Origin of the sequence: Pseudomonas azerbaijanoccidentalis, assembly GCF_019145495.1 — a bacterium.
GTDB classification, from domain to species: domain Bacteria; phylum Pseudomonadota; class Gammaproteobacteria; order Pseudomonadales; family Pseudomonadaceae; genus Aquipseudomonas; species Aquipseudomonas azerbaijanoccidentalis.
Window position 1 is genome coordinate 74,235 of record NZ_JAHSTU010000012.1, and the last position, 16,305, is coordinate 90,539.

Consider the following 16,305-nt stretch of genomic DNA (forward strand, 5'->3'; position numbering starts at 1 on the left):
GTCCTCTCGCTTTTGGTTTGTCTTAAGTGAGCCGCCTAGCAAAAGGGGTAGGACTGTCAAGCGGTGATGTTATTGTGACATCCTAGGCTTATGGCCGTAGCTGCGAGGTGAGCTGCGTCGGCGAGCACCAAAATTTAAAGGGAGTTTGTTTTGATTGTTCCTTTGCGCAAACAGAAGCCTGACGGAAGCCTGTACACACGGTTTCCTGATATTGAGCGAGCTTTAGTTGAACTCGGCGGCATTCCGGCTAAGGATATCGTGAGTCGGACGCGGCTACCGAAAGGCGAACCAGGCTACGTTCCCACTGAATGTGTTTTGCACTTTGTGCGAAGAAGCTGTCGGACCAATGACCAAGTGCTTTTTGAGCAGCTTTTTAAGGTGCTTGCCGAGAGAGTACGACGGGCAATGCCAAGGGTAGAAAACCCGGATGGATCACTCTCCCTTGTCAGGAGCCAGGTATTTGAACAGGTCTACGACAAGCTCGTGACTCTTCTGCTTCAAGAGCGTGCCGGGTACGAAGAACGCTTGGATTTTTTCGAAATTCACTTCAATGGTGGCCTTGCACGGTTGAAGCTTGATGCTCAGGACAAGGCTTGGAAGGAAGACAATCGCAACACTGACCTCGGAGCTGAGGAAGAAAATGGAGAGCTCGATATCAACGTCCAGCAGGCCGTAGGTTCTTATGATCTCTTCGACGCAACGATTCTTGACGATTATATTTACCGTTCTCGCTTGGATGCAGCGATGGATGAGTTACCACCATTGCAGCAGAGGATTATCGAAATGTTGCGCCAAGGAGTTCAGATCGACTCAAATGATCCTGACACGGCGACCATCTCTAAGTCGCTCGGGAAGTCAGAGAAAACCATTCGGACCCACCGTGACATGGCTTTTTCCCGGATACGGATGTTTATAACCCGAGGAGAGAAATAATGTCCGCTCATCTCCCCAAGCTATCACTTGATCAAGTGCTCGAATCGTTCGCAATGGAGCACGATGCTGACGGTCAGACGCTGCGACGGTATCTGCAGGAATACCCTGAATACGCGCCACAGTTGGTAGATCTCTCCCAGGAAATTTTTCGGTTCGACATTCAGGATGAAAGCCCGATGTCGATTGAAGACCAAATACGAATTGATACGGCGTGGTCTCGTATCCAAAGCGCTCCGATCAAGGCCGTAGCAGACTTGTTCGCTGACTTGTCGGTGTCAAAATTGCGAGAAGTTGCTCATACGCTTGATGTGCCTCGACAGGTGATTACTGCGTTTCGTGAGCGAGCCGTAATTGTCGCATCCATTCCAACGCGCTTTCTGGCTAGACTCGCTGGTTTGCTGGGACGCAGCGTGCAGGACTTACAGGACTCGCTTTCCTTGCCTACGCAGTCACAGACGAGAAGTTACAAGGCTGACGGTAAACCTTCAGAGGCTGTTCGCGTGACATTCGAGCAATTGTTGCGCGATGCCGGTTTGTCGGATGAGCAAATCGAGTTGCTATTAGCGGACGACGTCTGAGATGGACGGTGTAGAGATCGCCCGCAAGGCTGCCGAAATCTTGCACTACGAGGCGATAGTTGCCGGCCACGATCCTTGGAGACCACTCACGTTTGCACTCGCTGAGGTAAAGCGCCGCAATCTGGATGCTGAATCTACGAGTAAAGGTGCAGCGGTCCTCAACGGTGGTAGGGCGACTTTTGTGCGCGATGAAAGCCTCATCCTCTATGAGCGGGGTGATAGCGAGTTTGAAATGGCTTTCCTCATTGCCCACGAAATAGGTCACATAGAGCTTGGGGATGACGTCGAAGACTCCGAAGACTCTACGCCGTATGGTATTGATCCTGCCCGTAGTTCCGAGGCGTCGCCTATTGGCATCGAACGTGTAGTGGATTACGGAAGGCGACAGCGAAGAGAGGTCCAGATGGATCTTTTTGCTCGTGACTTCTTATTGCCCAGGTCCGTAGTCCGGAAATTGCACCTAGAAGACGGTATGACGGCTTCGGAAATCGCCACAAGATTAGGCGCTCCCTTCGATGTAGTGGCTCAGCAGTTGCTTGACTCACTGCTGCTTCCTGTCATCGCAGCCATGTCGGACGGGCATCAAGAACGGCAACTCAACGAGTTGCAGGCGATTGCGGCGAACCATAGGGGAAGCGCGTACATACTGGAGGCAGGGCCGGGCACAGGAAAGACTAAAACGCTAATCGCCCGTCTTGAGAGGCTTCTAGCGGATGGCGTTGACCCGCGCCGCATCTTGGTGCTGACGTTCTCGAATAAAGCAGCAGGTGAGATCGCAGAACGTGTCGCTCGTGCAGACGAGGCCGCCGCAGCTGCTATGTGGACGGGTACCTTTCACGCCTTTGGCTTGGACCTTCTCAGGCGCTTTCATACGGAATGTGGACTTCCAGCAGACCCCCGTTTGCTTGATCGCACAGAGGCGGTCGAGTTACTGGAGATCGAGTTTCCCAGACTGCGGCTCAATCATTATCGAGACATCTACGACCCCACCAACATCATCGTTGATATCCTTTCGGCTATTTCTCGAGCCAAAGATGAGGTTGTAGGGGTTGAGGCTTACCAAACCCTTGCCGAGTCTATGCTTGCATCGGCGGTCAGCGACGAAGACCTGTTCGCGGCCGAGAAAGCGCTAGAAGTTGCCAAGGTCTATGAAGTGTATGAGCAACTAAAGCATCACGTGCGCGCCATCGACTTCGGTGATCTGGTTTGTCTTCCGGTTCAATTGCTAGAAAATAATATGGAGGTGAGAAGCCTCGTTCGAGGCACTTACGACCATGTTTTAGTTGATGAGTACCAAGACGTTAATCGGAGCAGTGTAAGGCTATTGTCGGCGCTGTGTGGTAACGGGGAAAATTTGTGGGTCGTGGGAGATGCGAAGCAATCGATCTACCGCTTCCGTGGTGCTTCTAGTTTCAACATGGAAAGGTTCGGGGTTGAGGACTTTGTGGGCGGCGAGCGCGGCCGGTTGAAAATGAACTATCGATCTGTGAGCGAGGTCGTGACAGCGTTCTCAAATTTTGCGGTTGGTATGGCCGTTGGTGATGGCGCAAGTGGGCTGGAATCCGATAGGGGTAAGTGTGGTCATCCCGTGCAACTGCGTCAGGTGGATCAGGGTGATCAACAGGTAGTAGCCATTGCCGACGCTGTCGCGGAAATGCTCGCCGAAGGTTACAGCTATCGAGACCAAGCAGTCTTGTGCACTGGTAACGAAAAACTTTCCGAAATGGGGCAGAAGCTCGAGATGCTCGATATACCGGTCCTCTTTTTGGGGAGCCTATTTGAGCGGCCTGAGGTCAAGGACCTCCTGTCTCTGGTTTCACTATTGGTAGACCGCCGGGCAATGGGACTTGTGCGGACAGCCTGTCTTCCTGAGTTTGAGATGACTTTGGGGGATGTGGCTGCGGTAATAGGCCACTTGAGGGATTACGACTTAGATGCTGGAAGTTGGCGATCGCTAGGAGGAGCGCTTGATAGTCTTTCCGCAGAAAGTAGATCGGGATTAGGCAAGGTTGCCGCCGCACTTGAAGGCTTTGATGGGAGTGCATCGCCTTGGGATGTTATCGCAACAGTGTTACTGGACCGAACCCGAATGGCGGCAAACTTAGCGCAGTCGTCTAAAGCAGTCGATCGGGCGCGAGGTATCGCAACGTGGCAACTGATGAATTTCGTCAAGGTACAGCCCGCCGGTAAGGGATTGCCGATTTCGCGGTTATTGGATCGTATTCGGCGTCTGGTAAGGCTGGGCGACGATAGAGATCTTCGACAACTACCTAGTGCGGCGCAAAGTATCGACGCGGTGCGGCTAATGACGATCCACGGTGCCAAAGGCTTGGAGTTTCCAGTGGTGCACCTGCCTGGGTTGAATACCGGTACGCTACCTCGGGCGATGCTTCCCCTCGGTTGTCCGCCTCCGTTGAATATGATCGAAGGAGATGGTGGCGATACCGAAGAGCCGCATCGGAGGGAGCATGAAAAAGAACAGGAGTGCCTTTTCTACGTTGCACTGTCGAGAGCCAGAGATCGGATATTCATGTACGCCGCCGCTCGAAACGCCATTGGCCATAAGAGAGCATTGTCGAAGTTCATTAGTAGGCTGGGTACCGATGTCGAGATAGCTGCAACTATGCTTTCACGGTCAGTACCCGAAGCGCCTGAAGACGGGGCAATTGAGTTGGTGATGAATGCGGGTCTGAGCCTAGCCGACTATGAGGTCTCGCTCTACCATTCGTGCCAGCGTCGTTTCTTCTATACCTACGTGTTACAAGTTGGAGGTAAGCGTACTTTAACGCCATTCATGCAAATGCACGATGCGGTCCGTACCACTGTCCAGTCTCTGATTCAAGGAAGCGACTCATCCCCCGAATCTATCGCCAACTATTTGGATCAGACCTTCTCCTTCTCCGGCCTCGCACAGCATGGGTATGCGGGGGACTATCTTGAGATGGCCAAAGGCATGATGAGCTTTTTCGCTTCTATCCGACAGGGCCATACTACTCAACGGCCAATTGGCATGAGTTTAACTGTCGGAGGAGAGCAAATCGTTGTGTTACCTGATGACGTGTTAGTGGCGCCCGATGGACACTTGACGTTTCGGCGGATACGGACTGGGCATTCCAGAAAAAGTGACCTGACGGGGATTGGTGCTACGGCATTCCTGTTGGCCTCACGACAGAGCTATCCCGACGCAAAGGTAGAGTATGTCTATCTTTCTGACCAAGCAGTCCACCCATTGATCTTCACGCCCAAGCAGCTGGAAGGCGGGAGTATCAAGCTTGCGGCCTCACTTGAAAGTATCCGCTCTGGCGTGTTTCGTACTGAGCCATCATCGCGGGTGTGTCCCGCCTGTCCTGCTTTTTTTGTCTGCGGTCCTATCCCTCCAGGGCAGCTTCACAAAAATTTCTAAATTAATTTACCGGTTTGCTTTTGTTACACCGATGACTAGGTAAAGCCGGACACTGGGTCTGGCTGAACCGTAAAGGTCAGCAAATGAAAACCGATAAAATTATAGATGTAGACGATTTAGGTGAGGCAATTCGCGAGGGCCGCGATCTGCATTCGGCTCACGCCTATCGCATTCTGTTCGCCCAAGAAAACCTGAACTTCCGCGCAATTGAAGTCAACGACCCCGTGCCACTGGGTCGCCAAATCCTTGTCGCTGCTGGATTGCGTGCATATGACGACTACAGCCTGTTTGCAATTCTGGAAACAGGGGATTTTGAAGACTTGCGCCTTGATGAACCCTTCGATCTACGCGGTCGCGGTGCTGAACGCTTTGTGGCATTCCAGACCGATCGCGATTTCAAGCTGACTGTCAACGACAGCCAAATATCATGGGGCAAGCCCGCGATTTCAGGCGCCGCACTTTACGAACTGGCGAAACCCGGTGAGGGCGAGGCCGTCTTCATGGTCATCCGCGGAGGTGACGATCGCGAGATTGAACCGAACGAGGCGGTGGATCTTACAGCTCCGGGGGTGGAGCATTTTGTGACTGCTCCCAAGCGCAAGCCGAAAATCGACATCGTAGTTAATGGCCGCGAAGTCCAGGTCAATGACAGTCACCAAACTTTCGAGCAGCTAGTAGCTATCGCTTACCCGGGTGAGGCTCCGACAGCTGAGATCGTGTATTCGATTACGTACCGCGGTGTGGCTTCTAAGCCCCACAGCGGTGAATTGGCCGCAAGCGGCTTTGTTGAAGTAAAGAACGGGAGCGTGATCAATGTCAGCCGCACCATTCAGTCTTAATAACGACCTTAAGCGCTTGCGCGAGGATGGGTACTACGTGCAGATCGTGGGCGGCTTTTTGGTCATGCGCGAAGTACCGTACGTTAACGCGCAGCGGGAAGTGAAGATCGGCACGCTCGTCTCGAGCCTTTGTATGTCCGGGAACGTCACCCAAAAGCCCGAACCGCACACGATTCACTTCGACGGTGACTTCCCGTGCACTTCCCAGGGCGCACCCATCCAAGCAATCGCCCATCAGAGCGCAGCGGTAGATCTGGGGCACGGACTGAGTGCTCAGCACATGTTCTCCAGCAAACCCGGGCCTGAGGGTTACAGCGATTACCATCAGAAGATGACGACGTACGCGACGATTATTTCTGGCCACGCGGCAATTCTTAAACCTGGCGCTACTCCGCGGGTGTTCAGACATCCGGACGAAGAAGAGGACAGTGTATTTAACTATCTGGAAACTGCATCTGACCGAGTGGGTATTGGGGCGTTGACCGCGCGGCTTGAAGGACAGCGCATCGTAATCCTCGGTGTTGGTGGCACAGGATCGTATGTGCTCGACCAAGTGGCGAAAACACCGGTGAGCGAGATCCGTCTCATTGACGGCGACGATTTCCTACAACACAACGCTTTTCGCGCCCCTGGAGCCCCGTCAATTGACACTCTCCGCGAGGTCCCGAAGAAAGTTCATTACTTAGCTGGCATCTACGGGAAAATGCACCGTCATATCCAGCCGCATGCAGTGCCGATGGATGCAGATCATCTCAACCTTCTGAACGGAGCCACCTTCGCCTTCCTCTGTATGGATGCGGGCGAGCCAAAGCGTTTGGCGGTGCAGAAGTTGGAAGAGATGGGAGTTCCCTTCGTGGATGTGGGAATGGGACTCGAACTGGTCAATGGCTCGCTGGGCGGCATTCTCCGCGTGACGGCTAGCACCCCGATCAAACGTGATCATATTCGCAAGCGAGTGTCTTTCGAGGGAGGGGGCGCGGAAAACGTGTACGCGTCGAACATTCAGGTCGCCGAATTAAACATGATGAACGCGGCACTTGCCGTAATCAAATGGAAAAAACTTCTTGGCTTTTACCGTGACCTAGAAAATGAACATCACTGTTCCTATACAACCGACGGAAATATGCTGCTGAATGGGGACACGCAATGATGCGTTATAACCAACTTACCCCCTGCTTCGTAAAAGGGGTCCCGCGAGAATTAGAACCTGGCATTCTGTACGTTTCGATGGAGTACGGTACCGTAGTCCACAGTTGCTGTTGCGGCTGTGGCCTTGAAGTGGTGACACCTCTGACTCCAACGGACTGGAAGTTGACCTATGACGGCGAGTCAATTTCACTATGGCCATCGGTAGGCAACTGGAATCTACCTTGTAGATCGCACTATGTGGTTAAGGGGAGTCGGGTAATAGAGGCTGAGCCTTGGGATAAAGCCAAGATCGAGGCAGAGCAAAGACGTGACAAGGCAGCGAAAGCTTTGTTTTATGCAAACTCTGCGGAGTTGGTTGCTCTTCCGAAAAAAGAAATGCAGAACTCTGGATCTGCACCGCGCGTAGCACAAAAAGGAATGTTGGAGAAGTTGTTAGGTTGGTTTCGCTAATAATTATTTTGATCTTCTTTGTGTATAAACTATTCCATAAAACCAATTGGATGGTTGAGGTTATAGTCTCCATATCGGGTAAATCTCGGTCGGCTGATAGCAGTGGTGCGTGCATTTGGCTCGGATCTTTGTGTAGTGATTCGGGGGCGTCGAGACGCTTGTGCTTCTAAGTCTTGTGTTTTTGTTAAGATTGTTGATTTTTTTGCTTTGAATAGTAAGAGTTGTTTTGATGGTTAACCATTTACTAACTGTAGATTTTAATGAGGATTTATATATATATATGATTTTGAGTTTTTCAGCTTTTTTTCGACCATACTTCGATTTTCTTTATGGTGGGGCGTACAGTATTTATCAAACTTTGGAGGGGCTCAATTGGGCGTCTTCCAATTTTGTTAAGTATGACGATGCGGGGATGTTGGTTGAAAGTTACTGGTCACCTTCAGAAGCTGTCATGATTCCATTGGGGGGACTTATGTTATTAACATTTTTCTTGATCCCATGGGTCGCTATGGCGGCTCATGCCCTAGGGGGCAAGAGAGGGGTTTTTATATTTTTTTTACTGTCCATAGCACCGGGCTTATTAAATGTTTTAGGTTTTTTTCCATCTATTAACTATTTGCCAGGGCGGTTTGTTATTCAAGGTGCGGGTACGCTAGGTAGTGAATTGGGCATAGTTCCTATTCTGGTATTGGGAGCTTTAGCCGGCTGGGCAACTATAATTATTATTTACGATAATTTTAGTTTGGGTGACCGTTTTCGGCAGTGCTATGACCATCTATGGTTTTCAATGGCAATTGTCGCAGCGGTCTTTTTCGTTGCAGATAACGGTGCCAACGAAAATATCTCCCAGCTTAAAGAGGCTACTGCTGAGGTACAAAAATCCAGCGAGTATTTACTGGGTCAGGTTAGAGCTTATGAAAGCTACTGTGACGCTCATGGATTAAATGGAAGTTCATCGTGTCAGTGGTCAGTTTATGTTCAGCAAGAACTTGGTGAAATAGCGGTAAATGGTGAATTTTACTTCAAAGAGTTTGGTCCGGATAGCAGTACGGATATCTATAAGCGTCCAGGTCGAGATATATCACCGGAAAAGATAATTCAAATTCGGAAAGAGATTGCTGAATATAATCAGAAAGTATGCCCAGTGGTAAGTATTGCCGCTGGCGTGACTAGAAGCTCGCCTTCTTCTCGTTTCTGCGAAAGAGTGCCAAGCACCTACTGCTCTGCATTTCCAGATAAGCCGAATGTACAGGTTGAAAATGTATCTTTGCTTTCCAGTGTGGCATTGGGTAGTGAGTGTATAGTTCCTTCGCTCGTTGCTTCAAAACCACAAATTACTAAACTGGTTGCCTTGGCGGCCCAAGTAAAGAAAGCTAAACACCATCGACTTTTTTACTTCTTAGCAGCATCGATGATTCTTGGGGGTAAAATAGCAAACGCCACTACTAAAGTGGTCGAAATGGATAGTCGTCCACCTGCTCAGCGCCGTCGTGCAGTAAAAGTTTTTTCAGAAGTATGGAGCGGAATACGTCGTTTCATCACTAGACTTCTATGTGCTTTGGGGCGGGCATTGAAAAAATATAAAGATCGAGCCCAGTCCGACGCCTAACACTTTAGTATAGAATTACCCCATCGAGCCTAGTTTTTGCAGCTAGGCTTTTCGAAGTTGTACCTGGAGTGATCTGAGCGTCTCTACCACAACTGGTTACTTCTCGATTCAAGCAGGCCATAATTTAACTTCGGATGAGCCAGCCTTGCTTTGCACGCTTGGTGTTTACGCAAGAGCGTGATTTTGATTTCCGTAATTCCATGGGTGGATTAATTTCCGGGGTTCACGATGCGATGGGATGCTTATTCTCGACGGGTAAGCGGAACAGCCAAGGCTTTTGCAAGCGACACGCGAGCAAGCGCACAGTCAGCAGATAGTAATAGCGAGTCGAATCTGCACGTTTGCTTACATGGTGATCCAAAAACCAGGCAAGATGCTTTCGCTGCCAGGTTCTTGGGTTGTCCCTTTGCCAGCGTTCATAGATTGCCGCATGGATCACCTTTGCTTGACGAAGGTGACGCTGGCGGGTGGTATGCGACCCGGTCAAAACACCAGCCAGAAACAGCCCCATATCGAACGGCTTTCTCATGACCGGCCGCCGATGTAAGCCGATACCACGTCGATACGGCCGTGTCCGAGTTCATAGCTGATTTGCGTTCGTGCTTCCTGATCGAGATGCCGGTTGAGTTTGTAGCAGCTGCCGCCATTGATGGGTGCGAGATGCTGAGTTATTTGTTCGTAGCGTTCGCATGCATAGGCGGCCCGTAATTCATGGAAGCCTTTAATGTTATGCGCATGCAGGATGTCTCGTGCGGAGTGGACGACATTGTTCAGGAAGTCTCGGTAGCTTTCATGCGATGCCAGCAAATTACGGCTGCCGTTTGGTGATACTCGCTCGGCATACTCGAGCGATTCTCGAATCGGGTCATCGACCCTGACCCAACGAGGAGCCGACGCACCTGAACGGCCACCTTTGGTGCCATCCTGAATATTGATCCTGCCGAGTTGTTCGGCCTCACGCCTAAGGCGCGGAAGGTCGGCCAAAATTGCCTCGCGCAGGCGCATGCCGGTGGCTCGCGCCAACTGCGCAATGGCCGCCGCGCGCGCGAGTTGGTGTTCGCAAAACGCATCGACGATGCGCATCACGTGTTCGCGATCCTGGCCTTGTGGAGTTGTCGTGCGGATGGCGGTGCGCTGCTTTCTCAAGGCCGTGCTCGGACTTGGCACTTTCACATATTGATCACCGCGAAGCGCAGCCATGGTTCGGTTGACGCTGGACAGTCGATTTTGTGCGGTAGCAATGGCGAGATCGCTGCGCTCAACCAGGTGACGCAGATGCTCCGCGTAATCCAGCAAGGTCTGCCGATCAATCTGCCGAGCGTCATTAAATCCCGGGCCATCCTCCGACCGACACCACCGCACAAATGCTTGCCACCTATCACTGTGCGCTTTCACGGTGCCGTGGTGCCCGCCACCGAACAGGTCTTTCAGGGCCTGCGGCCCGGCATAGCTCAGCTGCCGACCATAGCCAAAATTGCGCCTATCCCGTCTACCGACCAACGCCATGATCACATTCCTCTCGAAGCCAAACTTTTAAAACCAACCCCACGTCATCCCGCCACGAATGTTGAGTGTTATCAGGGATCAAGGCCCCTGCGACCTGTGAGGGTTGTCCACTAACGCGGGACTGACGGCTCTTTACGACCGGGAGCTTGGGCATCTCATGATCTGGCCTCCTGAACACTTCCGCAGAAGTGGGCAGGTGGAGGCTACGCTGGCTGACGAGACCGGCGCCGCGAGATCTTGAGTCGGGTGAAGGCAGTGAAGCGATAACCGGGGCATGCCTGACTGTCAGTCAGGTGCAGTCCGTTCCGTGGGCTGCGGCACCATCATCTGCATCGCTGTTGCTGGCGACTTCGGTGTTTGTCACGCCGATTGTCACGAGGGGGAATGCCGCAAAGCCTTGTACGAGTTGGGCTGCAGCAGCGGTAGGAGCGCCCGTCTCTTTCCGGTAGAAAGAGACGGGCGCAGGTTGGAGCAAGGAAATGGCCAAGCGGATAGGTTGCTGCAGGGTAGCTATGAAAAGGGGATGAGTTGCCACAGTGGGCACACTGGTAAAAGTAGGCATCCATCACATCGCTGTGACCGTGCGAACCGCCGGACGCTAATCGCACTTTGGGAGAAGCACCACGGTGTGGCGTAGCCTTAAAGGTTCTGGCTACCTGGGTTGCTGTCAACGACATCCCTTGCCCGATCTTTGCTTCACCTGTGAGTAATTCGAGCCAAAGCTCGAATTTTAGGAAGTTCTGCAGCTTTGGATGAAGTTATCCTGCGTTGGATATCTGTGGTTTACGCGCCACCTTTTGCTTCAGGCATGTGGCGTTCGCTCCTAACGGTTAGCCGGGCACAATGGCAAAGAACCACGATTTCTGGCCTCCCTTACTCCAAATACCATTGCGGTTGACGTTTCCAGTCATCTGGAAATCCCATGAGTTTCAAATAACCCGGTTCCCGCTGATCCATGATTTCGGCCAGACGAAATTTCCACTGGCTGTCTGGACTGATCAAGTCGGTTAGATAGGCCAGCATCGTCAATACGATAAATAGCCGCTGCTTTGGCTGGGGCCGGTCGTCTGGCGCATTTGGGATGATCCATTCCTTTGGTAAGGATGGTCGAATCGAGAGCTCTCGGTTCCATAGTCGTGAGTGGTGGGCACAGCAGTTTCGAATGAAGGTCAGGGTGTGGAGCCAGGAGGCCAATACTTCGAAGGGGAGATTGAATCTGCTAGCGATCGCTTTTTTGTCGACGCTTTTTCCTATGGCATTGAAGAGGGTCGATACCGTTCCAAGGCTAAGTTCTTCCAGAACAGCCCAGGCGGGCGGCAACTCAGGATGGGCATAGGTCGACCCGTAGAATCGAAAATAGTTATCGCGCATGCGATTTTCAATCCGCTGCTGCTGGACCTGATCAGCCTGACGGCTCTTTTTTATACGATCGATCTCACGTCCAAGTTTGTTCCGTTCCTTGGTCAGTTGATCTCGCAGGGGGCGTAATAAATCAGAATGTGAATATGACGAGGAGAAAACTGACGCCTCAGCTATCCAGTCAGGCCCATATTTAGGGCACATGTGATTGCTGATAGTCGCTCGGATGGCGACTTCGACAGGTTCGATGGCATCCATGGTGATGCGTCGCAACAAACCATCGAAGCGGTAGATGTCGACGACTGCTTTCAGAGTGCTGCCGGGCTTGAAGGTGTGTTCAGGGTTTGGCTCCTGAAAAGGGCGCATGTAGGGGCTCAGGCGAAACAGCGTGACCACTTCGAGGAAACGCATGGCGCGGTCGTCATTAGCGACTTGCAGGCCGCGTTGCTTTAGCAGTTCCAATTGCTGTTCTACGCTGAGGGCCGGCTTGTCGAAGGGCCTCATGTAGTTTTCTCCAGGCAAAAAAAACCCGCACGATTTGAGCTTGCTGACTGGGTCAACCTAGGCTTGGCGGGTGTGTTGGGGTGCATTATAGGTAGGTGTAAGAGCCCGTCAATGTTGCGCTAATGCGAAATTGTAACGGGTGGAGGAGCGGGGGCAGAGCTTGGTCTGTCGATGGAGATAGGGCTTTGTTGGACTTATCGCAGCAATGTGCAAGCATCCAGGGAATTCCTGGATGCCAGAAACAACAAAGCCCTCATATTTCTACGAGGGCTTTGTTTTGTATGGTGCCGGCACCAGGAATCGAACCCGGGACCTACTGATTACAAGTCAGTTGCTCTACCATCTGAGCTATACCGGCGTGTCAGGGCGACGATTATAGCGATTGGGCAGGTTCTGTAAACCCCTGAATTCTGACTATTTTTGCGCAGGCCTCTGTTGCGGATTTCTGGCGCAGGCGGGTGGTCATCGCGGGTTGTAAAACGTCGTCCCCGAAGAGATGTCTTTGTTGACGAATGACATGGCTCCGATCGTGACGTTGTCCCCGATGTTCAGGGTGTCGGCGATGATGCAGCTGTTGGCGCCGATGCTGACATTGTCACCGATCACCAGGTCGTAACTGTCCAAGCCCAGGGTCTTGATGCCGATGGTGGTGTTTTGGCGAATGAAAAAATTTCGGCCGATTTTGACGCTGCCGGTGATCACCACGCCGGGCAGGTGCCCGATGCGAAAACCTGGACCGATCTGGGCATCGATACTGATGTCGACGCCGTACTTGAGGTTGAGTTTGCGCTCCAGCCGTTTGGCGTAACAGCGGGCAAAACTGTTACCGGAATAGAAGTACTGGGCCAGACGGAACATGAACAAGTAGCGCAGCGTATTGTTCTTGCGAATACGCTTGAGGATATTGCTGATAAGGCCGGTGCGGCTGCCACGTTTTTTCTTGTTGGAAACTTCCGACTGCCAATGCTCTATCAAGGTATTGAGATTCAAAACGTGGCCTCTGCTGAATCATTTGCCTGTGAGGTCACCGATACTAGCTGGTTGCCACTAAGGTGCCTACGATCCCGGTTGCCTTGGTTTTCACTTCAATGAGTGAAAGCTTGCGCATATTCCGCCCAAGCCGCCCCGAATTTGGCGGTTATGTCCTTTTGATCGAATGCTTATGCACAATGGAATTTGAGTTGCACGCGATTAGGTGAAGATTTGTGGACTCGTTCTCATCTATTCGCAAATCCCTGTTTTTCAGGTTCTTTATTCCCCTGTTCAAAATCTGAACACTTTAGTTTCACCTCTGAAACAGCTGTAAATATTGGATCCACGATAATTTCATCAACAGAGTTATCCACAGGCTGGCGTTGCTTAAGGGCACTCTGCCAGGAATAGGAAATTGCGCGGCGTAAGCGGGCTTTCACAGAATGTTCCGAGGCGTATGGTGTATCCCTGCTCTGTGAGGAAAAGTGCCCGATCTAGCACCAGCCACAGCTCCAATGGGCGTCGGAAAAGTCCACGGAGCAGCTCAAGATTGCGCACATACGCCAAGCGTTGCCAGCCACTGGCTTCGCGGGCTGACCAATCTTGCGTAGCGATTGTGGATAACTCTTTGAGTTGGGCCAAATGCTGGCAGTAATCGGCGAAGGGTTTATCCAGCCAGGCACTGGGCAAAGACGGGGTTGGCAGGTAATCGTCAACGCCGCGCAGCTCGCGTTGCAGCAGGTCGAAGCCCAGTCGCCGGGCCATGGATGTATCGCGCTGCCGTCGCACGCGAGCGCCGGCAGTGACGGTTTCGCTCATGGGCAACGCGAGATCATCGAGCGACAGTCGCAGGCCTGAACCTTGGGCGGCGGTAGACATCGGCGCGTAATTGGCCAGGCTGATCCGGTTGTAGCAGCAGGGGGCGATGGCGAGCTGCTTGCAGCCTGCCGCACTGGCCAGCCGTATCAGCCGTACGTGCAGATCACCGCAGGCGTGCAGGGCAACGGGCGTGTGTTCAGCTTTCAGCAGCGCAGCCGCGGTGGCGGCGAGCACATCTTGCTCAACATGTAGCGCATGCAGGTGATGACGCTGGCTGAGGGCCTGGCCGCTGGCAACCAGCGCTGGGTCGTATTCCACACAGGTCAGCTGTTGGCCGGTTTGCAACAACCGGCGCCCAAGGTGTCCTTTGCCGGAGCACCAGTCCAGCCAGTGCCTGGGTGCATCGGCAAACTGCAAGCGACTGGCGAAGGCTTCGATCTGATGCCACTTGCGCCCAGGCACGTCGACGTTCAGTCGATGGCCCGCCGTTGGGAGCGCATGGGCTGGCAATTCACCCACGGCGCTCAGTGCAACGGACATTGCCGCTAATGAGGTGAAAGGCTCGGGGGCGTCCAGAAGAGCAGGTTGGTTGTGAGCGTTTTCCGCATCTTTCAGTGACCGCCCGCGTAGCCAGGCAGCCAGTTCCGGGTGGGAAGCTTCCCACGGCAGATGAAGATGCGTGAACGGTCGAGGCTTCCACAGCGCCTGATGCTCTGTAAGAAAAGTATCCAGCGCCGTGAAGCGGGCGAGTAGGGCCTCGCCCGTCAACACGTGGGATTCAACGCCCTTGGCAGGCATCGACGCGCAACCAGCGCTCCAGCAGCTTGAAGCCGCGCACCAGCACGTAAGCCATCACCAGATAGAACATGCCGGCGGCGAAGAAGATCTCCACAGGCAGGTAGGTCCGGGCAATGATGGTGCGGGCCATGCCGGTCAGCTCCAGCAGGGTCACGGTGCTGGCCAGGGCGCTGGCCTTGAGCATCAGGATCACTTCGTTGCTGTACGCCGGCAGACCGATGCGCGCGGCACGCGGCAGGATGATGTAGAACAGCGCTTTGGGTTTGGACATGCCCAAGGCTCTCGCTGCTTCGATCTCGCCCGGAGGAATCGCCTGAATGGCGCCGCGCAGTATCTCGGCGATGTAGGCCGCGGTGTGCAACGTCATGGTTGCCGTGGCGCACCAGAACGGGTCTCGCAGGTACGGCCACATCGAGCTGTTACGGATCACGTCGAACTGCGCGAGGCCGTAGTAGACCAGGAACAATTGAACCAGCAACGGCGTACCACGGAAAAAGAAGATGTAGCCGTAGGGGAATGCGCGGACCCACCAAAGCTTCGACGAGCGAGCGATACCCAACGGGATCGCCAGCAGCAGGCCGGCGATCACGGCGATTGCGACCAGCTCCAGCGTCAGAGTCGCGCCCTGGGCCAGTTTCGGCAACCACTTGATGATGACTTCCCAGTTCATTGTGTGCTCCTCGCGAAGCCGCGAGCGGCGCGTTTTTCCAGGAAGTGCATGCCGGTCATCGCCAGCACCGTCAAGCTCAGGTACATGAACGCAGCGACCATATAGAACGTGAACGGTTGTTTGGACACGGTCACGCCGATTTGCGCATGACGCATGATTTCTTCCAGGCCGATCACCGATACCAGCGCAGTGTCTTTCATCAGGATCATGAACAGGTTGCCCAGGCCGGGCAGGGCGATGCGCCACATCTGCGGCATGATCAACTTGGTGAAGATGCGCCATTTCGACAGGCCCAGGGCCACGCCGGCCTCACGATGGCCCTTGGGAATGGCGAGGATCGCTCCACGAAACACTTCCGTGGCGTAGGCGCCGAAGCACAGTCCCAGCGCAATCACACCCGCGGCGAAAGCATTGAGTTCAAGGTCGGGGTTGCCGAAGAACTCGCCCAAGGCACGCATCAGGTTGACCGTGCCGAAGTAGATCAACAGTACCCAGAGCAATTCCGGGATGCCGCGAACCAGGGTCGAATAAGTGCCGCCAAGCCATTGCAGCGGCTTGTACGGGGAAGTCTTGGCCAAGGCGCCGAGCAAACCGAGCACCAGCCCCAGGCACAGGGCCGAGAGTGCCAGTTTCACAGTCATCAGCGCGCCAGCGGCGAGCGCCGGGCCGAATCCGTAGAGGTCGATAATCATGGATTTCTTTTCAAATCGCGGCAG

General features: G+C 53.3%; 14 protein-coding genes and 1 tRNA gene. 7 read left to right on the forward strand and 8 right to left on the reverse strand.

Features of this window, described 5'->3' with window-relative positions; genetic code table 11:
* The first annotated feature begins 150 nt into the window (after positions 1-150).
* The 7 genes from KVG88_RS28810 to KVG88_RS28840 all read left to right on the forward strand — a co-directional run bounded on the left by KVG88_RS28810 (position 151) and on the right by KVG88_RS28840 (position 8,961).
* The gene (locus tag KVG88_RS28810) at positions 151-933 is read left to right on the forward strand and encodes a sigma-70 family RNA polymerase sigma factor (protein ID WP_217873399.1); all 783 of its coding nucleotides are present in this window, start codon (positions 151-153) and stop codon (positions 931-933) included.
* Complete coding sequence (locus tag KVG88_RS28815; protein ID WP_217873400.1) at positions 933-1,511, forward strand: hypothetical protein; 579 nt, start codon at positions 933-935, stop codon at positions 1,509-1,511. The genes KVG88_RS28810 and KVG88_RS28815 overlap by 1 nt, the downstream gene beginning before the upstream one ends.
* A gap of 181 nt (positions 1,512-1,692) precedes the next feature.
* Positions 1,693-4,914 carry a UvrD-helicase domain-containing protein gene (locus tag KVG88_RS28820; RefSeq protein WP_367616862.1) on the forward strand — a complete coding sequence of 1,074 codons (3,222 nt, stop codon included), beginning with the start codon at positions 1,693-1,695 and terminating at the stop codon, positions 4,912-4,914.
* An 83-nt stretch (positions 4,915-4,997) separates the two neighbouring features.
* Positions 4,998-5,753 carry a multiubiquitin domain-containing protein gene (locus KVG88_RS28825; protein ID WP_217873402.1) on the forward strand — a complete coding sequence of 252 codons (756 nt, stop codon included), beginning with the start codon at positions 4,998-5,000 and terminating at the stop codon, positions 5,751-5,753.
* A complete protein-coding gene (locus tag KVG88_RS28830) occupies positions 5,728-6,903 on the forward strand; it encodes a ThiF family adenylyltransferase (protein ID WP_217873403.1) in 1,176 nt (391 codons plus the stop codon). The genes KVG88_RS28825 and KVG88_RS28830 overlap by 26 nt, the downstream gene beginning before the upstream one ends.
* On the forward strand, positions 6,903-7,352 hold the full coding sequence (locus KVG88_RS31140; RefSeq protein ID WP_225934197.1) for a ubiquitination-like system serine protease family protein: 450 nt from the start codon (positions 6,903-6,905) through the stop codon (positions 7,350-7,352). The genes KVG88_RS28830 and KVG88_RS31140 overlap by 1 nt, the downstream gene beginning before the upstream one ends.
* Positions 7,353-7,581: 229 nt before the next feature.
* Positions 7,582-8,961 carry a hypothetical protein gene (locus tag KVG88_RS28840; RefSeq protein WP_217873405.1) on the forward strand — a complete coding sequence of 460 codons (1,380 nt, stop codon included), beginning with the start codon at positions 7,582-7,584 and terminating at the stop codon, positions 8,959-8,961.
* Positions 8,962-9,184: 223 nt separating this feature from the next.
* Here KVG88_RS28840 and KVG88_RS28845 read toward each other — a convergent pair whose 3' ends face one another.
* The 8 genes from KVG88_RS28845 to KVG88_RS28880 all read right to left on the reverse strand — a co-directional run bounded on the left by KVG88_RS28845 (position 9,185) and on the right by KVG88_RS28880 (position 16,281).
* Positions 9,185-9,490 carry a hypothetical protein gene (locus KVG88_RS28845; protein ID WP_024697660.1) on the reverse strand — a complete coding sequence of 102 codons (306 nt, stop codon included), beginning with the start codon at positions 9,488-9,490 and terminating at the stop codon, positions 9,185-9,187.
* Positions 9,487-10,467 carry an integrase domain-containing protein gene (locus tag KVG88_RS28850; protein ID WP_217873406.1) on the reverse strand — a complete coding sequence of 327 codons (981 nt, stop codon included), beginning with the start codon at positions 10,465-10,467 and terminating at the stop codon, positions 9,487-9,489. The genes KVG88_RS28845 and KVG88_RS28850 overlap by 4 nt, the downstream gene beginning before the upstream one ends.
* A gap of 873 nt (positions 10,468-11,340) precedes the next feature.
* Positions 11,341-12,330 carry an Abi family protein gene (locus KVG88_RS28855; protein WP_217873407.1) on the reverse strand — a complete coding sequence of 330 codons (990 nt, stop codon included), beginning with the start codon at positions 12,328-12,330 and terminating at the stop codon, positions 11,341-11,343.
* 282 nt (positions 12,331-12,612) lie between these two features.
* Positions 12,613-12,688: transfer RNA gene (locus KVG88_RS28860), tRNA-Thr, on the reverse strand.
* Between the two features lie 104 nt (positions 12,689-12,792).
* The gene (locus tag KVG88_RS28865; protein ID WP_217873408.1) at positions 12,793-13,320 is read right to left on the reverse strand and encodes a serine acetyltransferase; all 528 of its coding nucleotides are present in this window, start codon (positions 13,318-13,320) and stop codon (positions 12,793-12,795) included.
* Positions 13,321-13,689: 369 nt separating this feature from the next.
* On the reverse strand, positions 13,690-14,919 hold the full coding sequence (locus KVG88_RS28870) for a methyltransferase (protein ID WP_217873409.1): 1,230 nt from the start codon (positions 14,917-14,919) through the stop codon (positions 13,690-13,692).
* Positions 14,900-15,589, reverse strand: a complete 690-nt coding sequence (locus KVG88_RS28875) for an ABC transporter permease (RefSeq protein ID WP_150702688.1) — start codon at positions 15,587-15,589, stop codon at positions 14,900-14,902. The genes KVG88_RS28870 and KVG88_RS28875 overlap by 20 nt, the downstream gene beginning before the upstream one ends.
* Positions 15,586-16,281, reverse strand: coding sequence for an ABC transporter permease (locus KVG88_RS28880; RefSeq protein ID WP_057712425.1), 696 nt, complete (start codon positions 16,279-16,281; stop codon positions 15,586-15,588). The genes KVG88_RS28875 and KVG88_RS28880 overlap by 4 nt, the downstream gene beginning before the upstream one ends.
* Between the last annotated feature and the right edge of the window lie 24 nt (positions 16,282-16,305).